Below are 18,520 nucleotides of genomic sequence, written 5' to 3' on the forward strand. Positions count from 1 at the left end.
ATCATGGATGTTGCTATGTCGTTTTCCTCTTCTGCGGTGCGCGCCCTTGCCGTGCCCGTTTTATTGCTACTGCTAATCCTTGCGATTGCACTCAGCCTGCTGGTCGGCGCAAAACCGCTGCCCGCGTCCGTTATTGTCGATGCGCTATCCGGTACCTGTCAGAGCGCCGACTGCACCATCGTGCTCGACGCTCGCCTGCCCCGCACCCTTGCCGGCCTGCTGGCCGGTGGTGCGCTCGGCCTTGCCGGTGCCCTGATGCAAACCCTCACCCGCAACCCGCTGGCGGACCCTGGCATTCTCGGCGTGAACTCTGGTGCCAGCTTCGCCATTGTGCTCGGCGCGGCGCTGTTTGGTTTCACCTCTCCGTCTGAACAGCTGGTGATGGCCTTCTGCGGCGCGCTGGCCGCCTCGCTGGTGGTGGCGTTTACCGGCAGCCAGGGCGGCGGACAGCTCAGCCCGGTACGCTTAACGCTGGCGGGCGTAGCGCTCGCGGCGGTACTGGAAGGCTTGTCCAACGGCATCGCCCTGCTCAACCCGGACGTGTATGACCAGCTGCGCTTCTGGCAGGCGGGTTCGCTGGATATTCGTACCCTTGAAACCTTAAAAGTGGTGGTGATCCCGGCGAGCGTCGCTGCCGCCGTGGCGCTCTGTTTAAGCCGGGCGCTGAACAGCCTGAGCCTCGGCAGTGACACCGCGACCGCCCTCGGCAACCGCGTGGCGCGTACGCAGCTGACGGGCCTGCTTGCCATCACCGTGCTGTGCGGCAGCGCGACCGCCGTGGTCGGCCCGATTGCCTTTATCGGCCTGATGATGCCGCACATGGCGCGCTGGCTGGTGGGGGCGGATCACCGCTGGTCGCTGCCGGTCACGCTGCTGGCGACCCCTGCCCTGCTGCTGTTTGCCGACGTGCTGGGCCGCCTGCTGGTGCCGGGCGAACTGCGTGTCTCGGTGGTCAGCGCCTTTATCGGCGCGCCGGTGCTGATCTTCCTGGTACGACGCAGACGCGGGGGTAGCGCATGATGGCCCCGTCCCGTCGTTTACTCACCAGCGTCGCCCTGCTGGTCGTCGCCAGTCTGCTGCTGGCGGTCTGGAGCCTGCAAAGCGGTGCCGTAACGCTTGATTTCGCGCAGGTCTTTCACGCTCTCACCGGCAGCGCGCCGCGTAACATCACCATGGTGGTCACCGAATGGCGACTGCCGCGCGTGGCAATGGCGATCCTGGTTGGCGCGGCGCTTGGCGTCAGCGGCGCGATATTCCAGTCGCTGATGCGTAACCCCCTCGGCAGCCCGGACGTGATGGGCCTGAATACCGGCGCGTGGAGCGGCGTGCTGGTGGCGATGGTGCTGTTCGGGCAGCATCTCACGGCCATTACCTTTACGGCGATGGCGGGCGGCATTCTCACCTCCCTGCTTATCTGGGCCCTGGCCTGGCGCAACGGCATCGACACCTTCCGCCTGATCATCATCGGGATCGGCATCCGCGCGATGCTGATGGCGTTTAACACCTGGCTTCTGCTACAGGCGTCGCTGGAAACCGCACTCTCCGCCGGGCTGTGGTACGCCGGTTCCCTCAACGGTCTGACGTGGGTAAAAACCTGGCCCGCCGCGCCGCTGATTATCCTGATGTTTATCGGCGCGTTGCTGCTGGTCAGGCGCATGCGGCTGCTGGAGATGGGCGACGACAGCGCCTGCGCGCTGGGCGTGAGCGTAGAGCGCTCGCGCCTGATGCTGATGCTGGTGGCGGTCTTGCTGACCGCAGCGTCTACCGCCATCGCCGGGCCGATCTCGTTTATTGCCCTTGTCGCGCCGCATATCGCGCGGCGACTTAGCGGCACCGCGCGCTGGGGATTAACCCAGGCGGCGCTGTGCGGTGCAGTATTACTGCTGGCCGCCGATCTCTGCGCCCAGCGGCTGTTTACGCCTTATCAACTGCCGGTGGGCGTGGTGACCGTCAGCCTCGGCGGGATTTACCTCATCGTCTTGCTCGTTCAGGAGTCACGCAAGAAATGACAGATTCAACCACCCGCTTGCGCGGCGAAAACTTGACCCTCGGCTACGGCAAAAAAATCATTGCCCGGGACTTATCCGTCGCCATTCCGGACGGCCACTTCACCGCCATTATCGGGCCAAACGGCTGCGGCAAATCAACATTGCTGCGCACGCTGAGCCGCCTGATGTCGCCGGTTGAGGGTAGCGTGTTCCTCGACGGGGAACAGATCCAGCGCTTCGCCAGCAAAGAGGTGGCGCGCCGAATTGGTCTGCTGGCGCAAAACGCCACCACGCCGGGGGATATTACCGTGCAGGAGCTGGTCTCCCGCGGGCGCTATCCGCACCAGCCGCTGTTTACCCGCTGGCGCAAGGAGGACGACGAGGCCGTGAAGCGCGCGATGCAGGCGACGGGCATCACCGAGCTGGCCCAGCAAAGCGTCGATACCCTCTCCGGCGGACAGCGCCAGCGCGCGTGGATCGCAATGGTGCTGGCGCAGGAAACCTCGATCATGCTGCTGGACGAGCCGACGACCTGGCTGGATATCAGCCATCAGATTGACCTGCTGGAGCTGCTGAGCGAGCTGAACCGTACGCAGGGGTACACCCTGGCGGCGGTGTTGCACGACTTAAACCAGGCGTGCCGCTACGCGACGCATCTGATTGCGCTGCGCGACGGCGAGATTGTGGCGCAGGGCGCGCCGAAGGAGATTGTGACGCCAGAGCTGATCGCGCGGATCTACGGCATGCGCTGCATGATTATTGACGATCCGGTGGCGGGTACGCCGTTGGTGGTGCCGCTTGGAAAACGTGCGGTCTGATGCCCTCACCCCGGCCCTCTCCCACAGGGAGAGGGAGCAAACCATCCCCTCTCCCCGTGGGAGAGGGTTAGGGTGAGGGGCATTTGCACTATCCTAAAATTTCCTTCAGTACCGGCCCAATTTTCTCAAACGCCTGCGGTGAAATAATATCCACGTGAGCGCAGTCCTGGCTGTAGACCTCCAGCTCGCCCACCCACGGCGCCCACGCGGCCTGAGGATCCAGGGTTCGCGTTCGCTCGGCGACAAACAGCGTCGCTTTACCGTCAAAGCGCGCGCTGTGCGCGGTGGTGAGCAGCCGCACCGCGTCGGCGTAGTTGCCCTCAATGGCGTTAAACAGCTCGCTGGAGCCCTGCCCCTGCTGGGCGGCGATAAACGCCTGACGCTCGCGCTCAATTTCCGCCAGCACCTCCGGGTCGAGACCGTTGGCCTCTTTCTCCGCCCAGTTCTGGGTTTCCGGCGGCCAGGTATCCAGCAGGCCGAGGAACGCCACCGCTTCACCCTGCTCGCGCAGGCGGGCCGCAATGCCCTGCGCCAGCGTGCCGCCGAGGGAATAGCCGAACAGGTAATACGGCCCCTGCGGCTGCTGCTTACGCAACGTGTTCAGATGATGTTCGATCACCCCATCGAGATCCGCGCACTGCTGCATCGGGCCGTTTGGCCGCGGCGACTGAATGCCGACGATGGACCAGCGCGGGCTGAGGTAGCGCGCCAGGACGCTAAACTGCCAGGCAAAGCCGGACGCCGGATGGAAGCAGAACAGCGTCGGGCCGTTGCTTTCACGCAGCGGCAGAAGGGTTTCATACCCCAGACGCTGCGCCTGCTCGTCGCTCATCTGCGAGTCCAGCAGGGCGCTAAGCTTGCTTACCGTCGAGGCGACCATAATCTGCCCCGGCGTGACCTTACGGCTGAACGCACGGCTGAGCTGAGCCGCGAGGCGCATCGCCAGCAGCGAGTGGCCGCCGAGGGCAAAGAAATCGGCCTCGATATCGTTCACCGCGCAGCCCAGCAGGGAAGAAAACGCCTGCGCCACGGCCACTTCGGTTTGCGTCTCAGGTGCGCGACCGGAAGTTCTGCTGGTCAGCTCCGGCAGCGGCAGCGCCTTGCGATCCAGCTTGCCGTTGGCGCTTAACGGCAGCGCGCTGATTTGCAGCAGCACCACCGGCACCATATGCGGTGGCAGCTGGGCTTTGAGTGATGCAAGCAGCGCGTCGCGATCCAGCGGTAAGCCGGATTCGGAAACCACGTACCCCACCAGCTGTCGGGCATCGCCACCCGTGGCTGCCGCCTGGTTGAACACGCAGGCGTGCGCCACGGCCTGGGCCACATCCGGCAGCGCAAGCATGGCCCGGTCGATTTCACCCAGCTCGATGCGCTGGCCGCGAATTTTCAGCTGGTCGTCGCTGCGGCCCAGATATTCCACCGCGCCGTTATCCAGCCAGCGGGCAACGTCACCGGTGCGGTACATCCGCTCGCCCGGCGCGAACGGGTCGGCGATAAAGCGGCTGGCGGTAAGGTCGGGGCGTCCCAGATACCCCTGCGCCAGCTGGATGCCGGTGAGATACAGATCCCCCGCCACGCCGAACGGTACCGGGCGCATCATCGCATCCAGAATGCGCAGCCCCGTATTCCATACCGGGAAACCGATCGGCACGCTGTTGCCCTCCACCGCCGCCAGCTCGGGGCCGTACGCCGGATACCAGCTGACGTCCACCGCTGCTTCGGTCGGGCCATAGAGGTTGTGCAGCGGCGCATGGGTGAGCAGTTCCCACTCGCGACACAGCGCAGTCGGCAACGCCTCGCCGCTACAGAACACCTGCTTCAGCGTCCTGCAACAGTGGGCGTTTTCCGGCGTCAGCGAGGCGACGAACGCCGCCAGCATCGACGGCACGAAGTGGGTGGTGGTTACGCCATATTCTGCGAAGAAGCTCTGCATCGCCTGCGGATCGCGGTGCGCGTCCGGCTCCGCCATCACCAGCTTTGCCCCGGCGATAAACGGCCACCAGAACTCCCACACCGACACGTCAAAGCTGCACGGGGTTTTCTGCGCCACCACGTCATGCGCCGTCAGTGGATAATGATCCTGCATCCACTTCAGGCGGTTAACGATGGCGGTATGGCCGACCATCACCCCTTTTGGACGTCCCGTAGAACCGGAGGTAAAGATGATGTACGCGGTTTGCTCCGGCTTCGCCAGGCGCAGCGGTTCAGCACCCGAGGTCGGTAATAGTGTGTTGTAACTAAACGTCTCGACGGAGAGATCGCTAAAGCGCGGAAGCTGCTCGTCGGTGGTAATGAGCAGCGACGGCTTCGCGTCCTCCAGCATCATCCGCAGACGGTCATCCGGGTAACCGGTATCCAGCGGCAGCCAGGCGGCGCCAGCTTCAACAATCCCGTGCAGCGCCAGGGTCAGGAACACCGAGCGCGGGAGCGCCACCGCCACGCTGTCGCCCGGCTTCACGCCGCGCGCGCGCAGCAGGTTTGCCAGCGCGACCACCTGCTCGCGCATCTGGCGGTAGTTCAGTTCAGTATGGGCATCCGCCAGCGCGGGGGCGTCCGGCGTTTTGCTCGCCTGCTCCGCGACCAGATCCGCCAGCGTGGTGGACGGCAGCGCCAGCCCGGTATCGTTGATGCGCGCCAGCCGGGCATACTCCTGCTCTGATACGGTTTCCACGTCGCCACAGCGCAGGTCCGGGTTGGCGGCAAACTGCGTCAGCATTGCGTTCAGCCGCGCCGCGTGACCCTTTAGCGTCGCCTCGTCGTAACGCTGCCCGTTGGCGAGGATCTCAATGCTCAGTCCGCCCTGCTCGTCCGGGAACAGCGCAAGCTCCAGATCGTTCACCGGGCCGGTCGCCAGCGTGTGGGTAATGGCCTCCACGCCGTCGATATCCAGCTGATAATCGAACACCTTGACGTTCAGCACCGGACCAAACAGGGCTTCATCGCCTGCGGCACGTCCGCTGTCGCGCACGATCTGTTCGGCGTCGTAACGCTGATGGCGACGCATCTTTTTCAGCTGGTTCGCCAGGCGCAGCGCCAGTTCCGGCAGGCTCTCGTGCGGGCGAATATTCACCGCCAGCGGCAGGACGTTGAGCACCGGTCCGGTCGCGGTCAGCGCGGCGGAGCCCATGCGGCGCATAAAGATAAACCCGGCGGCGTAGTCCAGCCGTCCGGTCAGGCGGCCCAGCCACAGCACCACCAGCGCAAGCGCCAGATCGGTACGCTGCGCCTGGCCTGCCATCTGTGCAAGCTGGCTGAAAGCACGTCCGTCCATCGCCATTTTCAGGCGCAGGATGTCGGTGGTGGCGGCGTGTCCAGGCAGGGGCGCGGAAGAGAGCGAGACCGGAGAAGGAAGCTGTTGGCGCTGTTCGGCCCAGAAAGCACCGTCGCGCTGATACGCCTCACTGTCGCGATAGCGCTGATACTCCTCCACCACCTCGGCGAAAGGGGTAAACGGGGAGGCGGGCGCGGGTTTCCCTTTCTGCCACGCAGCGTAAATGGCGGCGATCTGACGCGTAATGGCCGGGAAACTGAAGCCATCTACCACCAGATGATGATACCGCTGATACCAGTACCAGTGGCTTTCTCCCACTTGAATCAGCTGGTGAAACGCCAGCGGCTGACCGCTGTCGACGCGCAGGTTCTGCTTGAGATCGGCCTCCATCAGCGCCACGGCGGCGTCGTGGGAGTCAACGCGCACGATGGACGGCTCCGGCAGGAGCATGGCCTCATCGATCCACTGCCACACCTCACCGTGATCTTCGGCAAAACGCATCCGCAGGGTGTCGGCCTGCATCATGCCTTCAGCGATGGCTTTTGCCAGCAATGGCGCATCGATAGCGCCTTTCAGTTCGGTATAGTGCGCGACGCTCCAGGCGTTTGGCAGGGAGGAAAGCTGCTCTGCCATCCAAATCCCCGGCTGGGCGGCGACAAGAGGGAGACGGTTCATGCGCTCTCCCCCGCAAAATAATACGGCTCAAGCGTCTGCCACTGTTCCGCCAGCCACTGCTGGCACGCCTCCTGAGATTGCGGTTCGCAGACCACGCGCCAGCCCGCGGGCAACTCGCACTGCTGCGGCCACAGGCTGTACTGCCCCTGGTCATTTTGCAAAATGGCGAACTGTCCCTGCGGATTATCGAAAGGATTGCTGAATTCCATACAGACTCCGTTATTGAATAAGCGGCTGCCAGAGGGTCATCAGCCCCTGCGTCAGCCCACCGCGCCAGCAAAGCGCATCGTGTCCGCCGTCAACCTGACGCCAGAAAACCGGTTGCTGAGTGTGTAGTTCGGCGAGGATCGCCTGGTTTGCGCGCAAAATAAGCGGCTCGTTGCGCCCGGCCTCAAGGACGATGCGCAGCCCGCGAGCGGTTTTTTCACCCGCTTTGAGTTGTTCGATGAGCAGCCCGTCCTGCTGCGCGCCGCGGTGCGGCCACCAGTAGGATCCGGACTGGCTGAGGATGCAGCCAAAACGCTGCGGCCAGTTGAGGCCCGCATAGAGGGAAGAGAGTCCGCCGAAGCTCTGACCCGCCACCACGGTATGGTCGGCGCGGTCGCTGAACGGGGCCATGCTTTTCACTTGCGGGAGAAGTTCTTCCTGCACTGCCAGCCAGAAATCAGGGTTGCACGGCAGCTCGCGGCTGCGGTGTGCGGTGTCAATGACGTCAATTAAGACATAAACCGCAGGCGGCAGTTTGCCTTCATGGGTGAGCGACGCCAGAGCAGGCCAGACGGGCATGCTTTCGGCCCAGAACTGCCCGTCAAGGAGCACCGCCAGCGGGCGCTCGGGGCTTTCATCCCCGGTGGTAAAAATCCACACGCGACGACGGTTCTTCAGACGCGCGCTGTGCCAATCAATACAGACAGGCTTATTGTAAGGGGTATCGGGATGGTTCCAGCCGGGCTGTACGGGCGCCTCCGGCATCTCCAGCGCCGAGACGGCGTGCCCGCGCCCGCCGCGCCAGCTTTGCGGATTCAGCGGGTCGGACACCGCGTGCGGCAACAGTTTACGCCAGCCTTCGCGCAGCGCCATGCGGTCCGGCTGCTCGCCTTCAAACACTGCATCGGCAAAATCGTTTTCGTTATCGGAGGGGATAAAACAGTAGCTGCCGCGCCATTCGGGGCTGAACTCGCCCTGCCACTGCCAGACGTCGGTATCCGGGACACGTTCAAGGGATTGCGGACGGGCATTTTGATGGTGATCGGTCACGCCGGTGACGTAGAGCCAGACGCGTTTCACCGTCGAGGTTTTCTGCGTTCCCGCCGGGTCCCGCCACCAGAATGTCACGCGATAGTTTTCCTGATGACGTTCCCGTTCCGGCCCGTTTTTCGCCTGCCACCACGCTTCACTTCCGGTTGTTAACACCGTCACCCTTATAACCCCATGTTTAACAGTCTTTTTTGTTTCAGAGCAAATTTTATTGATAATATTATTGATAACTATTTGCATTTGCAATAGCGTAATGCCCGCGCTGTGGGAAGCGCGCTCATTAAATAACCATAAAAGCGGGACGTACAATGAATAAGAAGATTCACTCTCTGGCCTTGCTGGTCAATTTAGGGATTTATGGTGTCGCGCTGCCCGCCATGGCAGACGACAACACCGCCTCCGCGCAGCACGAAGACACCATGGTGATCACTGCCGCCGAGCAGAATTTGCAGGCGCCGGGCGTGTCGACCATCACCGCCGATGAGATCCGCAAAAACCCGCCAGCGCGCGACGTGGCGGAAATCATCCGCACCATGCCGGGCGTTAACCTGACCGGCAACTCCACCAGCGGCCAGCGCGGGAACAACCGTCAGATTGACATTCGCGGCATGGGCCCGGAAAACACCCTGATCCTGATCGACGGCAAGCCGGTCACCAGCCGCAACTCCATCCGTCTGGGCTGGCGCGGCGAGCGTGATACCCGCGGCGATACCGGCTGGGTCCCGCCGGAGATGATCGAGCGCATCGAAGTGATCCGTGGCCCGGCTGCTGCCCGCTACGGTAATGGTGCGGCGGGCGGCGTGGTGAACATCATCACCAAAAAATTTGACGACCAGTGGCACGGCTCCTGGAACACCTACCTGAACGCGCCAGAGCATAAAGACGAAGGTTCCACCAAACGCACCAACTTCAGCCTGAGCGGCCCGCTGGGCGGGGATTTCAGCTTTCGCATGTACGGTAACCTGGATAAAACCCAGGCCGACGCGTGGGATATCAACCAGGGTCACCAGTCTGACCGCACGGGCGCTTACGCCAACACCCTGCCCGCAGGCCGTGAAGGTGTGGAAAATAAAGACATCAACGGCGTGGTGCGCTGGGACTTCGCGCCGATGCAGTCGCTGGAGTTTGAAGCGGGCTACAGCCGCCAGAACAACCTGTATGCGGGCGACACGCAGAACACCAACAACGACAACGCGCTGGTGAAGAAGAACTACGGTAAAGAGACTAACCGTATCTATCGTCAGAACTTCGCCGTGACCTGGAACGGCGGCTGGGATAACGGCATCACCACCAGCAACTGGGCGCAGTACGAGCACACCCGCAACTCTCGTCTGGGTGAAGGGTTGGCGGGCGGTCTGGAAGGCCTGTTCAATAGCAATAAATTCACCGATACCGATCTGGCCGACGTGATGCTGCACAGCGAAATCAACCTGCCGATTGATTTCATTGTGAACCAGAACCTGACGCTCGGCACCGAGTGGAACCAGCAGCGCATGAAGGACTCAACCTCCTTTACACAAACCCAGCAGGGGGGCACCATCCCGGGCATGAGCGAAGATCGTAGCCCGTACACGTCAGCGGAGATCTTCTCCCTGTTTGCCGAAAACAACATGGAGCTGACCGACAGCACCATGCTGACCCCTGCCCTGCGCTTCGACCACCATACTATTGTGGGTAATAACTGGAGCCCGTCCCTGAACCTGTCGCAAGGTCTGGGGGATGACTTCACCCTGAAGATGGGCATCGCGCGCGCCTATAAAGCGCCAAGCCTCTATCAGACCAACCCGAACTACCTGCTGTACAGTAAAGGCCAGGGCTGCTACGCCAGCTCCGACGGCGTGGGCTGCTACATGATGGGTAACGACGATCTGAAAGCGGAAACCAGTATCAACAAAGAGATTGGCCTGGAGTGGAAACGCGACGGCTGGCTGGCTGGCGTGACCTGGTTCCGCAACGACTATCGCAACAAGATTGAAGCGGGCTACGCGCCGATTGGCCAGACGTCCACCGGCAAAGTCACCACCGACATCTACCAGTGGGAAAACGTGCCGAAGGCGGTAGTGGAAGGTCTGGAAGGCTCCCTGAACGTGCCGGTCAGCGACACCATCAACTGGACCAACAACATCACCTACATGCTGCAAAGTAAGAACAAGGAGACCGGCGATCGTCTGTCGATCATCCCGGAGTATACGCTGAACTCTACCCTGAGCTGGCAGGTACGTCAGGATGTCTCATTGCAGTCGACCTTCACCTGGTACGGCAAGCAGCAGCCGAAGAAGTACAACTACAAAGGTCAGCCGGTGACCGGGTCTGAGAAAGACGAAGTCAGCCCCTACAGCATCGTTGGCCTGAGCGCGACCTGGGACGTGACCAAAAACGTCAGCCTGACCGGCGGCGTGGACAACGTCTTCGACAAGCGCCAGTGGCGCGCGGGTAACGCCCAGACCACAGGTAATACCACGACGGGTGCGTATATGTACGGCGCGGGTGCGTATACGTATAATGAACCGGGTCGCACCTGGTACATGAGCGTAAATACGAGGTTCTGATACAGGCAGTGACTTCCCCCTCTCCCTGTGGGAGAGGGCTGGGGTGAGGGCGAGGTAAAAGCAAAACGGCAACCCCGTTGCCGTTTTTAGTGTTTGCTCCCTCTCCCTGTGGGAGAGGGCCGGGGTGAGGGCATCAGGCCGCACAATACAGAAGGAAAAGCCATGCACACCACCCACAGCACATTTTCTCTCGCTGGCCACACCCTCCACCGCATCACCTTCGACCCCACCACCTTTACGGACGCCGATCTCCTCTGGCTCCCCCACCACGCCCAGTTGGCTAACGCCGGACGCAAACGCAAGGCCGACCACCTCGCAGGCCGCATCGCCGCCGCGCACGCCTTACCTGACTACACCATGCCCGCCATCGGCCCCAGCGGGGAACCGCTCTGGCCGCAAGGAATTTCCGGCAGCATCACCCACAGCGGCACGCAGGCGATAGCCGTCGTCACGCAATACCCGGCGCTTATCGGCATCGACTGTGAAACGATCCTCTCCGAAAACGAAGCCAGGGAAATCAAAGACGGCATCATTGATACACAGGAAGAACCTGTGCTTTCCCGCCTGGGTTACCCGTTCGCCCTCGCCCTGACGCTGGTTTTCAGCGCCAAAGAGAGCCTGTTTAAGGCCCTCTTTCCGCAGGTACAGGCCTGGATGGGTTTTGACTGCGCCCGCGTTACCAAGCTCGACGATAAGACGCTCACGCTGGCATTGACCTGTCAACTAGCAGACTTTCAAGAAGGCACCGCCTTCCCCCTGCACTGGCAGCAGCACGGCGAACAGGTCATCACTCTGCTGTCATACGCTCCTGGCGACGAGCCTTCACGCTGGTCACCACAAACGTCACGATAAACACCATCGCGAACAGGACCACAATGGTCGGCGCAGGCGCGCTGTCGAGATAAAACGAGGCATACACGCCGCTTACCGACACCAGCGCTGAAACGGCGACCGCCACCAGCAGCGCCATGTGAAAGCGTCGGGTAATCAGCACCGCCACCGCGCCGGGGGCAATCAGCAGGGAAATCGACAGAATGATCCCCACCGCTTTCAGCGTCGCCACAATGGTCAGCGAAACCATGCACAGTAAGCCGTAGTGCAGCCAGCGGGTGCGCAGGCCACTCGCCTGCGCCTGCTGATAGTCAAAGCAGAACAGCAGAAAATCGCGCCACTTCAGGCCAATCACCAGCGCAATCATCCCCGCGACGAGACCGCTTTGCAGAATGTCCATCCCGTTAATACCCAGCATATCGCCGAACAGAATGTGGTCGAGATGCACCTCAGGTTTGACAGCGATATAGAGGATCAGCCCGGCGCCGAACATGCCGGAAAAGACGATCCCCATGACCGTATCCTGTTTGATGCGGCTGTTATCCTTCAGGTATCCGGTGGCGACCGCGCAGAACAGACCGGCCACGAACGCGCCCAGCGCCAGCGGCAGGCCCATCATCCAGGCCAGCACGACGCCGGGAAACACCGCGTGGCTCATGGCGTCGCCCATCAACGCCCAGCCTTTCAGCACCAGAAAAACCGACAGCAGCGCGCAGGGCACGGCCACCAGGAGTGAAATCAGCAGCGCGTTGTTCATAAACGCAAACTGGAAGGGTTCGAGGAGCAGCGTCATCATGGGTGTGCCTCCCGCGCCCGACGACGGCTGGCAAGCAGTCCGTGCTTCGGCGCAAAGACGAACGCCAGCAGAAACAGCAGCGTCTGGGCGACCACGATAATGCCGCCGGTGGCGCCGTCCAGGTAATAGCTGGCCCACGCGCCGAGGAAGCTGGTGATGCTGCCAATGGCGACGGCAATCATCAGCAGGCGCGGGAAGCGGTCGGTCAGCAGCCACGCGGTCGCGCCGGGCGTGACTACCAGACAGATCACCAGAAACGCGCCGACGGTTTGCAGCGCCGCCACGGTAGAGACCGCCAGCAGCGTGAAGAAGAGAATTTTCAGGCGTTCAGGACGCAGGCCGATGGCGCGGGCGTGGTTCTCATCAAAAAAGGTCACCATCAGATCTTTCCATTTGAACAGCAGGATAACTATCGACACCACGCCGATAATCGCCAGCTGGACGATATCTTCCGGGGCGATAGCCAGAATATTGCCGAGGACGATGGTCTGAATGTTCACAGAAGTCGGGTTGAGCGAGACCATAAACAGCCCCAGCCCGAAAAACGAGGAGAAGATCAGCCCGATAATGGCGTCCTCCTTCAGGCGGCTGCGCTGGTTGAGAAACAGCATGCTGCCCGCCGCCAGCCCGCCCGATAAAAACGCCCCCAGCGAGAACGGCAGCCCGAGCATGTAAGCGCCCGCTACGCCCGGCACGATGGAGTGCGACAGCGCATCGCCGATCAGCGACCAGCCTTTAAGCATCAAATAGCAGGAGAGAAACGCGCACAGCCCGCCCACCATCGCCGAGACCCACATCGCGTTGAGCATGTACTCGTAGCCGAAGGGTTCGAGAAGCGCGTTCATTTGGCCTCCTGTCGGTGCGTCACGAAGGGGCGCTCGTCGTCGGTTATGATGCGATCTTCCGAGCCGCTGAGCACCACGTGGCGCAGCACGCCGCTGAAGGCGCGCTCAAGATTCTCGGCGGTAAAGGTGATATCCGTCGGGCCGCTCGCCAGCACGGTGCCTTTGACCATCACCGTGTAATCGCAGAATTCCGTGACCGAGCCCAGATTGTGGGTCGAGACCAGCATCGTTTTACCCTCGTCGCGCAGCTCCCGCAGCAGGCTGATGATCCTGGCTTCGGTTTTGACGTCCACGCCGGTAAACGGCTCGTCGAGCAGGATCACCTCGCCCTGCTGGGCAATCGCACGGGCCAGAAACACGCGCTTCTTCTGCCCGCCGGACAGCTCGCCAATCTGCCGATGACGCAGCTCGAGCATATCCACACGCTTCAGGGCGTCGGTGACGATCTGCTTATCGCATTCTTTGGGGCGACGCAGAAACCCCATATGCCCGTAGCGGCCCATCATCACCACGTCCTCGACGAGCACCGGAAACGACCAGTCGACCTCTTCCGACTGCGGCACGTAGGCGACCAGGTTCTGACGCAGCGCCCGGTGAGGCGGCAGCCCCAGAATGGAGATAGTGCCGCTCGCCGCCCGCACAAACCCCATCACCGCCTTAAATAGCGTGGACTTGCCGGAACCGTTCACCCCCACCAGGGCAGCAATCGATCCGCCCGGCACGCTGAACGACGCGTCGCGCAGCGCCGTGTGGCCGTTGCGGTAGGTCACGGTCACGTCGGTTACAACAATCCCCTTCTGCATGGTTACTCCTTCATCCCGTCGTGGATGCCCTGCACCAGCGTGCGGGTGGTGACGTTCAGCAGATCGATATAGGTTGGCACCGGGCCGTTTTCCGCGCTCAGAGAGTCGACGTACAGCACGCCGCCATAGTGGGCGCCGGTTTCACGCGCCACCTGACGGGCGGGCTTATCCGAGACCGTGCTTTCGCTGAACACCGCCGGAATGTGATGTTTTTTCACCAGATCGATAACCTTGCGCACCTGCTGGGGCGTGCCCTGCTGATCGGCGTTGATCGGCCACAGGTAAAGCTCCTTCAGGCCCAAATCCCGCGCTAGATAGGAAAAAGCCCCTTCGCTGGTCACCATCCAGCGTTTGTCTTCCGGTATCTCCGCGACCTGCTTGCGCAGCGGTTCGAGAGTGGCGGTGATCTTCTGCTTGTAAGCATCAGCGTTGCGCTGATACGTCTGTGCGTTGGCCGGATCGTACTTCACCAGCGCGTCGCGGATGTTATCGACGTAAATCAGGGCGTTGTCCGGCGACATCCACGCGTGCGGATTGGGCTTGCCGTTATAGGGCCCTTCGCTGATGCCCATCGGGGTGATGCCTTTGGTGACAATCACCTCCGGCACGCCGTTCAGATGCTGATAAAAGCGCTTAAACCACAGCTCCAGGTTCATGCCGTTCGCCAGGATCAGCTGCGCCTTCTGCGCGCGTTTGATATCGCCCGGCGTTGGCTGGTATTCGTGAATTTCCGCGCCCGGTTTGGTGATGGAGGTGACCTCTGCGGCATCCCCCGCCACGTTTTTCGCCATATCAGCGATAACGGTAAAAGTGGTGATGACATGGAACTTTTCAGCCGCCAGCGCGCCCGTGGTGGTCGCGGTCATGAGCAGCGCGCCGAGCAACAGACGCTTCAATCCTTGCCGTGGATGCATCGCAGAAGTCTCCTGAGGTGATTAAAATCAAAGCAAAATTAGCCTGTGCTATAAGGTATAGCACAGGCTATATTTAAATGAAAATAATTATCATTAAAGTTGTGTCAACGGAGGGAGAGCCTGATGGCGCTTCGCTTATCAGGCCTACGGTAAAGCAGTTTTGGAGTTTTGTAGGCCGGGTAAGCGCAGCGCCACCCGGCATAAGGGCGACTCACTGCCCGGCAAGTGCCTTATAAAATGCAGGATTCTCCCGAATCACATTAAGTACCTTCGCCGCCAGCCCGGTTGGGTTGCGACGTTTAGACTCCCAGCTCTTTATCGTATCGACGCTCGTGCCAAGCGCCTTCGCCATTTCGCTTTGCGTGATATTGAGCTGCTCTCTGATGGCGCGCACATCAGCAACTTCATAGCGGGTTACCCGGGAAGCGGCTTTTCTTCCGTTATGGATCTGAACGGCCTCTTCAAGCGAAGATTTTAATTCATTGAAAATACTCATTATCAGCCTCCACCTGCCTGATTAGGGTACATAGTACACCTCAAATTTACGGCACTGGAAGCAGTATTTTTCAGAATGGAAGTCAGCTTTTTAAGTTCTGCTTTCTCTGTCTCTGTCAGGCTGTCCTTTATGCATTTTGGATAGGCCATAATGAAATAGATCACCTCCTCTGTGGCAAGAAAGTAAATCACTCTGATCCCCCCTCTCTTTCCCTTTGAGCCTGCCGCCATCCTTATTTTACGTAACCCCCCGTCTGCTGGATCAGGTCACCTTTATCAGGCCAGGCAATAAGTTCCTTTTGCAGATCCTTTAATTCATCATCCGTAGCAATGCTTTTAATCTGTCGGGTAAAGAGTGATGTTTCGATAAACTCTATCGCATGACTCATCCATAGTTCCTTCCCTAAACGCAGCAAAAGCCCGAATGCTTCAGCATCAGGCTCTTGCTGCATGGTTACTCTTCCTTGAGTAATGCTGCGCCAAATAACTGTATTTATATACAGTCTGAAGGTATTTTAAGAATCCGTTTAGACATCCGGGAACATCACGCTATTCCCAGGCGCTTCCCTGTGCAGATGGATAAAGTTCAGGTGCCGTTCATACTGGTCCAGAATGTCCGTAATCACCTGCTCCTTGCTGTAATCCATCAGATCATTCCCCTGGCTGCCTTCCAGCAGGAACGTCTCCAGCCGGTAGTAGGTCGACTTCCCGCTGCGCGCCCGGTAGGTAAAGCCGGGTACCGAATACTGCTGCGGCCAGATCTGATAGACAAAGTTCTGCTCGTCGCCCATGTGCACCAGCAGATCCAGGTGCCCCAGATTTTCGCCCTCTTCCGGGGGCAGGTTTTTCAGCTCCACGTAGGCGCCACGCAGCTTCAGCTCCTGTGCCACCTCTTCCATCGCCGGGAAACAGACCGTCTCCATCATCTGTTTGGTGTAGCGCGTACCGGGGTAATTCATCAGGCGCGAGAGGCGTTTTTTCCAGCTCAGCCTGTCCTGCGCGCCCAGCGGACGCGGGGCGGTGTCGCGGCTGGCGCTGACGCGGCGGTAGTCTTCCACCTTAAGCGATTTATACAGCCCGGCCATCACGAAGAAGATCACGAAGCTGAACGGCAGGCCCATGATCACCGTCGTGTTCTGCAACGCCGAGATACCGTTGGTCATCAGCATGCCGAGCGTCAGCAGGCCGATGGCGACGGACCAGAAGATGCGCAGCCAGTTCGGCGCGTCGCTGTTAATGTCCTTGAGCTTCGAGGTGAAGTTCCCCAGCACCAGCGCGCCAGAGTCCGCCGAGGTGACGTAGAACAGCAGGCCGGTAATGGTCGCTACGGACGCGCTAAAGGTGAACGCCGGGTACTGCGCCAGCAGGCTGTAGAAGCCGCGCTCCGGGTGCGCCATCGCTTCCTGGGCAAAAGTCGCATTGCCGTGGATGATCTCGTGCAGCGCGCTGTTGCCGAAAATCGACAGCCACAGCAGGGTAAAGGTGAACGGGATAATCAGCGTGCCCATCACGAACTGACGGATGGTCCGCCCACGCGAAATACGCGCCAGGAACAGGCCGACAAACGGCGACCACGCCACCCACCACGCCCAGAAGAACAGCGTCCAGTTGTTCATCCACTCTGTCGGACGGTCAAAGGCGAAGCTGTTCAGCGTCATGCCCATAAAGCGGTTCACGTAATCACCCACGTTCAGTACTAAGGCATTGAGCAGGAACGAGGTGTCGCCCATAAACAGCACGAACAGGATCAGCCCCAGCGCCAGCGCGACGTTCAGTTCGGAGAGCACGCGAATCCCTTTATCCACGCCGGAGGTCACCGAGATGGTGGCGATAATCACCGACAGCGCAATCAGCGCCGCCTTCGCCGCCATCGAATCCGGGATGTCAAACAGCACGTTCAGCCCGTAGTTGAGCTGCACCACGCCAATTCCGAGCGTGGTGGCGATGCCGAAGATGGTGCCGATCACCGCCGCAATGTCGACGCTGTGGCCAATCGGACCGTTGATCTTTTTGCCGAAAATCGGGTACAGCGCGGAGCGGATGGTAAGGGGCAAATTATAACGATAGCTAAAGTATCCGAGCGCCATGCCCATCAGGGCGTACATCGACCAGCCCGTCAGGCCGTAGTGGAACAGCGTCCAGACCATCGCCTGGCGCGCGGCCTCCATCGTCTGCCCTGCCCCTTCCGGCGGCTGCATATATTGCGTGACCGGTTCCGCCACGGAGAAGAACATCAGGTCGATGCCGATGCCTGCGGCAAACAGCATTGCGGCCCAGCTCAGCAGGCTGAACTCGGGCTTAGACTGCTCTGGCCCGAGCTTTACCGAACCGAAGCGCGAGCAGGCAATGCAGACCACGAACACGATGTAAAGCGTCGCGGCCAGCAGATAGTACCAGCCGAAGGTCTTTGACACCCAGTCCAGAGTGCGCCCAATCCACTCGGCAGAAAAATCACGAAAGAAGATGGTCGTCAGGGAAAACAACAAAATCAGCCCGGCGGACGTATAAAAAACGACCGGGTTGATTTTGTCTTTTTCTCTGTCTTGTGAAAGGTCTGTCATCCAGTATCCCCACTGTTTTTGTAACTATTGAAATCCAAAGTCGCAACAATTAAGACACATTTTATATTGAACGTCCAATCAAAAACCGCTTTAATAGATTACCAACGCTGATGAATGGAGTGGCAAAAATGCCCAAAGTGGGGATGCAGCCGATCCGGCGCAGGCAGCTAATCGATGCCACGCTGGAAGCAATTAATGAAGTGGGAATGCATGACGCAACCATCGCGCAGATCGCCCGTAGGGCGGGCGTGTCCACGGGGATCATCAGCCACTATTTCAAAGATAAAAACGGTCTGCTGGAAGCGACCATGCGCGACATCACCGGTCAGCTGCGCGACGCGGTATTAAGCCGTTTACGCGCCCTGCCGGACGGCAGTGCAGAGCAGCGCTTGCAGGCGATTGTCGGCGGCAATTTTGATGAAACTCAGGTTAGCGGCGCGGCGATGAAGGCCTGGCTGGCCTTCTGGGCCAGCAGCATGCATCAGCCGATGCTCTACCGTTTGCAGCAGGTCAGCAGCCGTCGGTTGCTCTCAAACCTGGTGTACGAGTTCCGCCGCGAGCTGCCGCGTGAACAGGCTGAAGAGGCGGGCTACGGGCTCGCCGCACTGATTGACGGGCTGTGGCTGCGCGCTGCGCTCAGCGGCAAACCGCTGGATAAAACCCTGGCCCAGTCGCTTACCAGCCACTTTATCAGCCAGCATTTACCGACCGACTAAC

The 18,520-nt window shown here is 60.6% G+C and carries 15 protein-coding genes and 1 pseudogene; 6 read left to right on the forward strand and 10 right to left on the reverse strand.

Going from position 1 to position 18,520, the window contains the following annotated elements:
* Positions 1–15: 15 nt before the first annotated feature.
* From fepD to fepC, 3 genes are read left to right on the forward strand one after another with little or no spacing between them, the layout of a single operon-like run.
* The gene (gene fepD / locus SK53_RS09625; protein ID WP_045340997.1) at positions 16–1,020 is read left to right on the forward strand and encodes a Fe(3+)-siderophore ABC transporter permease; all 1,005 of its coding nucleotides are present in this window, start codon (positions 16–18) and stop codon (positions 1,018–1,020) included.
* On the forward strand, positions 1,020–2,009 hold the full coding sequence (gene fepG / locus SK53_RS09630) for an iron-enterobactin ABC transporter permease (protein WP_074135090.1): 990 nt from the start codon (positions 1,020–1,022) through the stop codon (positions 2,007–2,009). The genes fepD and fepG overlap by 1 nt, the downstream gene beginning before the upstream one ends.
* Complete coding sequence (gene fepC / locus SK53_RS09635) at positions 2,006–2,806, forward strand: iron-enterobactin ABC transporter ATP-binding protein (protein ID WP_032608819.1); 801 nt, start codon at positions 2,006–2,008, stop codon at positions 2,804–2,806. The genes fepG and fepC overlap by 4 nt, the downstream gene beginning before the upstream one ends.
* A gap of 88 nt (positions 2,807–2,894) precedes the next feature.
* Here the strand turns inward: fepC and entF are convergent, their stop codons facing one another.
* Genes entF through fes form a run of 3 tightly spaced genes read right to left on the reverse strand, consistent with a single transcriptional unit; the run spans position 2,895 to position 8,171 of the window.
* The gene (entF, locus tag SK53_RS09640) at positions 2,895–6,752 is read right to left on the reverse strand and encodes an enterobactin non-ribosomal peptide synthetase EntF (protein WP_048209171.1); all 3,858 of its coding nucleotides are present in this window, start codon (positions 6,750–6,752) and stop codon (positions 2,895–2,897) included.
* A complete protein-coding gene (locus tag SK53_RS09645; protein WP_048209173.1) occupies positions 6,749–6,961 on the reverse strand; it encodes an MbtH family protein in 213 nt (70 codons plus the stop codon). The genes entF and SK53_RS09645 overlap by 4 nt, the downstream gene beginning before the upstream one ends.
* 10 nt (positions 6,962–6,971) lie before the next feature.
* Positions 6,972–8,171, reverse strand: coding sequence for an enterochelin esterase (gene fes / locus SK53_RS09650; RefSeq protein ID WP_045350568.1), 1,200 nt, complete (start codon positions 8,169–8,171; stop codon positions 6,972–6,974).
* 146 nt (positions 8,172–8,317) lie between these two features.
* On the opposite strand from fes, the gene SK53_RS09655 reads away from it, so the two are divergent.
* The gene (locus SK53_RS09655) at positions 8,318–10,558 is read left to right on the forward strand and encodes a TonB-dependent siderophore receptor (RefSeq protein WP_003858810.1); all 2,241 of its coding nucleotides are present in this window, start codon (positions 8,318–8,320) and stop codon (positions 10,556–10,558) included.
* Positions 10,559–10,720: 162 nt separating this feature from the next.
* Positions 10,721–11,410: an enterobactin synthase subunit EntD gene (entD, locus tag SK53_RS09660; RefSeq protein WP_048209176.1), complete on the forward strand. Its 690-nt coding sequence runs from the start codon at positions 10,721–10,723 to the stop codon at positions 11,408–11,410.
* On the opposite strand, the gene SK53_RS09665 is transcribed toward entD, so the two are convergent.
* The 7 genes and pseudogenes from SK53_RS09665 to betT form a co-directional block, all read right to left on the reverse strand.
* Positions 11,346–12,185: a metal ABC transporter permease gene (locus SK53_RS09665; protein ID WP_048209178.1), complete on the reverse strand. Its 840-nt coding sequence runs from the start codon at positions 12,183–12,185 to the stop codon at positions 11,346–11,348. The two genes, entD and SK53_RS09665, sit on opposite strands and share 65 nt — an antisense overlap.
* Positions 12,182–13,030 carry an iron/manganese ABC transporter permease subunit SitC gene (sitC, locus tag SK53_RS09670; RefSeq protein ID WP_022647369.1) on the reverse strand — a complete coding sequence of 283 codons (849 nt, stop codon included), beginning with the start codon at positions 13,028–13,030 and terminating at the stop codon, positions 12,182–12,184. Before sitC ends, SK53_RS09665 begins: the two co-directional genes overlap by 4 nt.
* Positions 13,027–13,833, reverse strand: coding sequence for an iron/manganese ABC transporter ATP-binding protein SitB (gene sitB, locus SK53_RS09675; RefSeq protein WP_032657506.1), 807 nt, complete (start codon positions 13,831–13,833; stop codon positions 13,027–13,029). Before sitB ends, sitC begins: the two co-directional genes overlap by 4 nt.
* Before the next feature lie 2 nt (positions 13,834–13,835).
* Positions 13,836–14,747, reverse strand: coding sequence for an iron/manganese ABC transporter substrate-binding protein SitA (sitA, locus tag SK53_RS09680; RefSeq protein WP_048209181.1), 912 nt, complete (start codon positions 14,745–14,747; stop codon positions 13,836–13,838).
* 211 nt (positions 14,748–14,958) lie between these two features.
* Positions 14,959–15,243, reverse strand: a complete 285-nt coding sequence (gene nadS, locus SK53_RS09685; RefSeq protein ID WP_032608809.1) for a NadS family protein — start codon at positions 15,241–15,243, stop codon at positions 14,959–14,961.
* 2 nt (positions 15,244–15,245) lie between these two features.
* A pseudogene (locus SK53_RS09690) lies at positions 15,246–15,631 on the reverse strand (type II toxin-antitoxin system RelE/ParE family toxin).
* A gap of 138 nt (positions 15,632–15,769) precedes the next feature.
* A complete protein-coding gene (gene betT / locus SK53_RS09695) occupies positions 15,770–17,803 on the reverse strand; it encodes a choline BCCT transporter BetT (RefSeq protein WP_048209183.1) in 2,034 nt (677 codons plus the stop codon).
* A 128-nt stretch (positions 17,804–17,931) separates the two neighbouring features.
* Here betT and betI point away from each other — a divergent pair, with 128 nt between their 5' ends.
* A complete protein-coding gene (betI, locus tag SK53_RS09700) occupies positions 17,932–18,519 on the forward strand; it encodes a transcriptional regulator BetI (RefSeq protein WP_003858827.1) in 588 nt (195 codons plus the stop codon).
* Position 18,520 lies beyond the last annotated feature (1 nt).

It is taken from the genome of Enterobacter sp. MGH119 (assembly GCF_001037675.1).
Classification (GTDB): Bacteria; Pseudomonadota; Gammaproteobacteria; order Enterobacterales; family Enterobacteriaceae; genus Enterobacter; species Enterobacter hormaechei_C.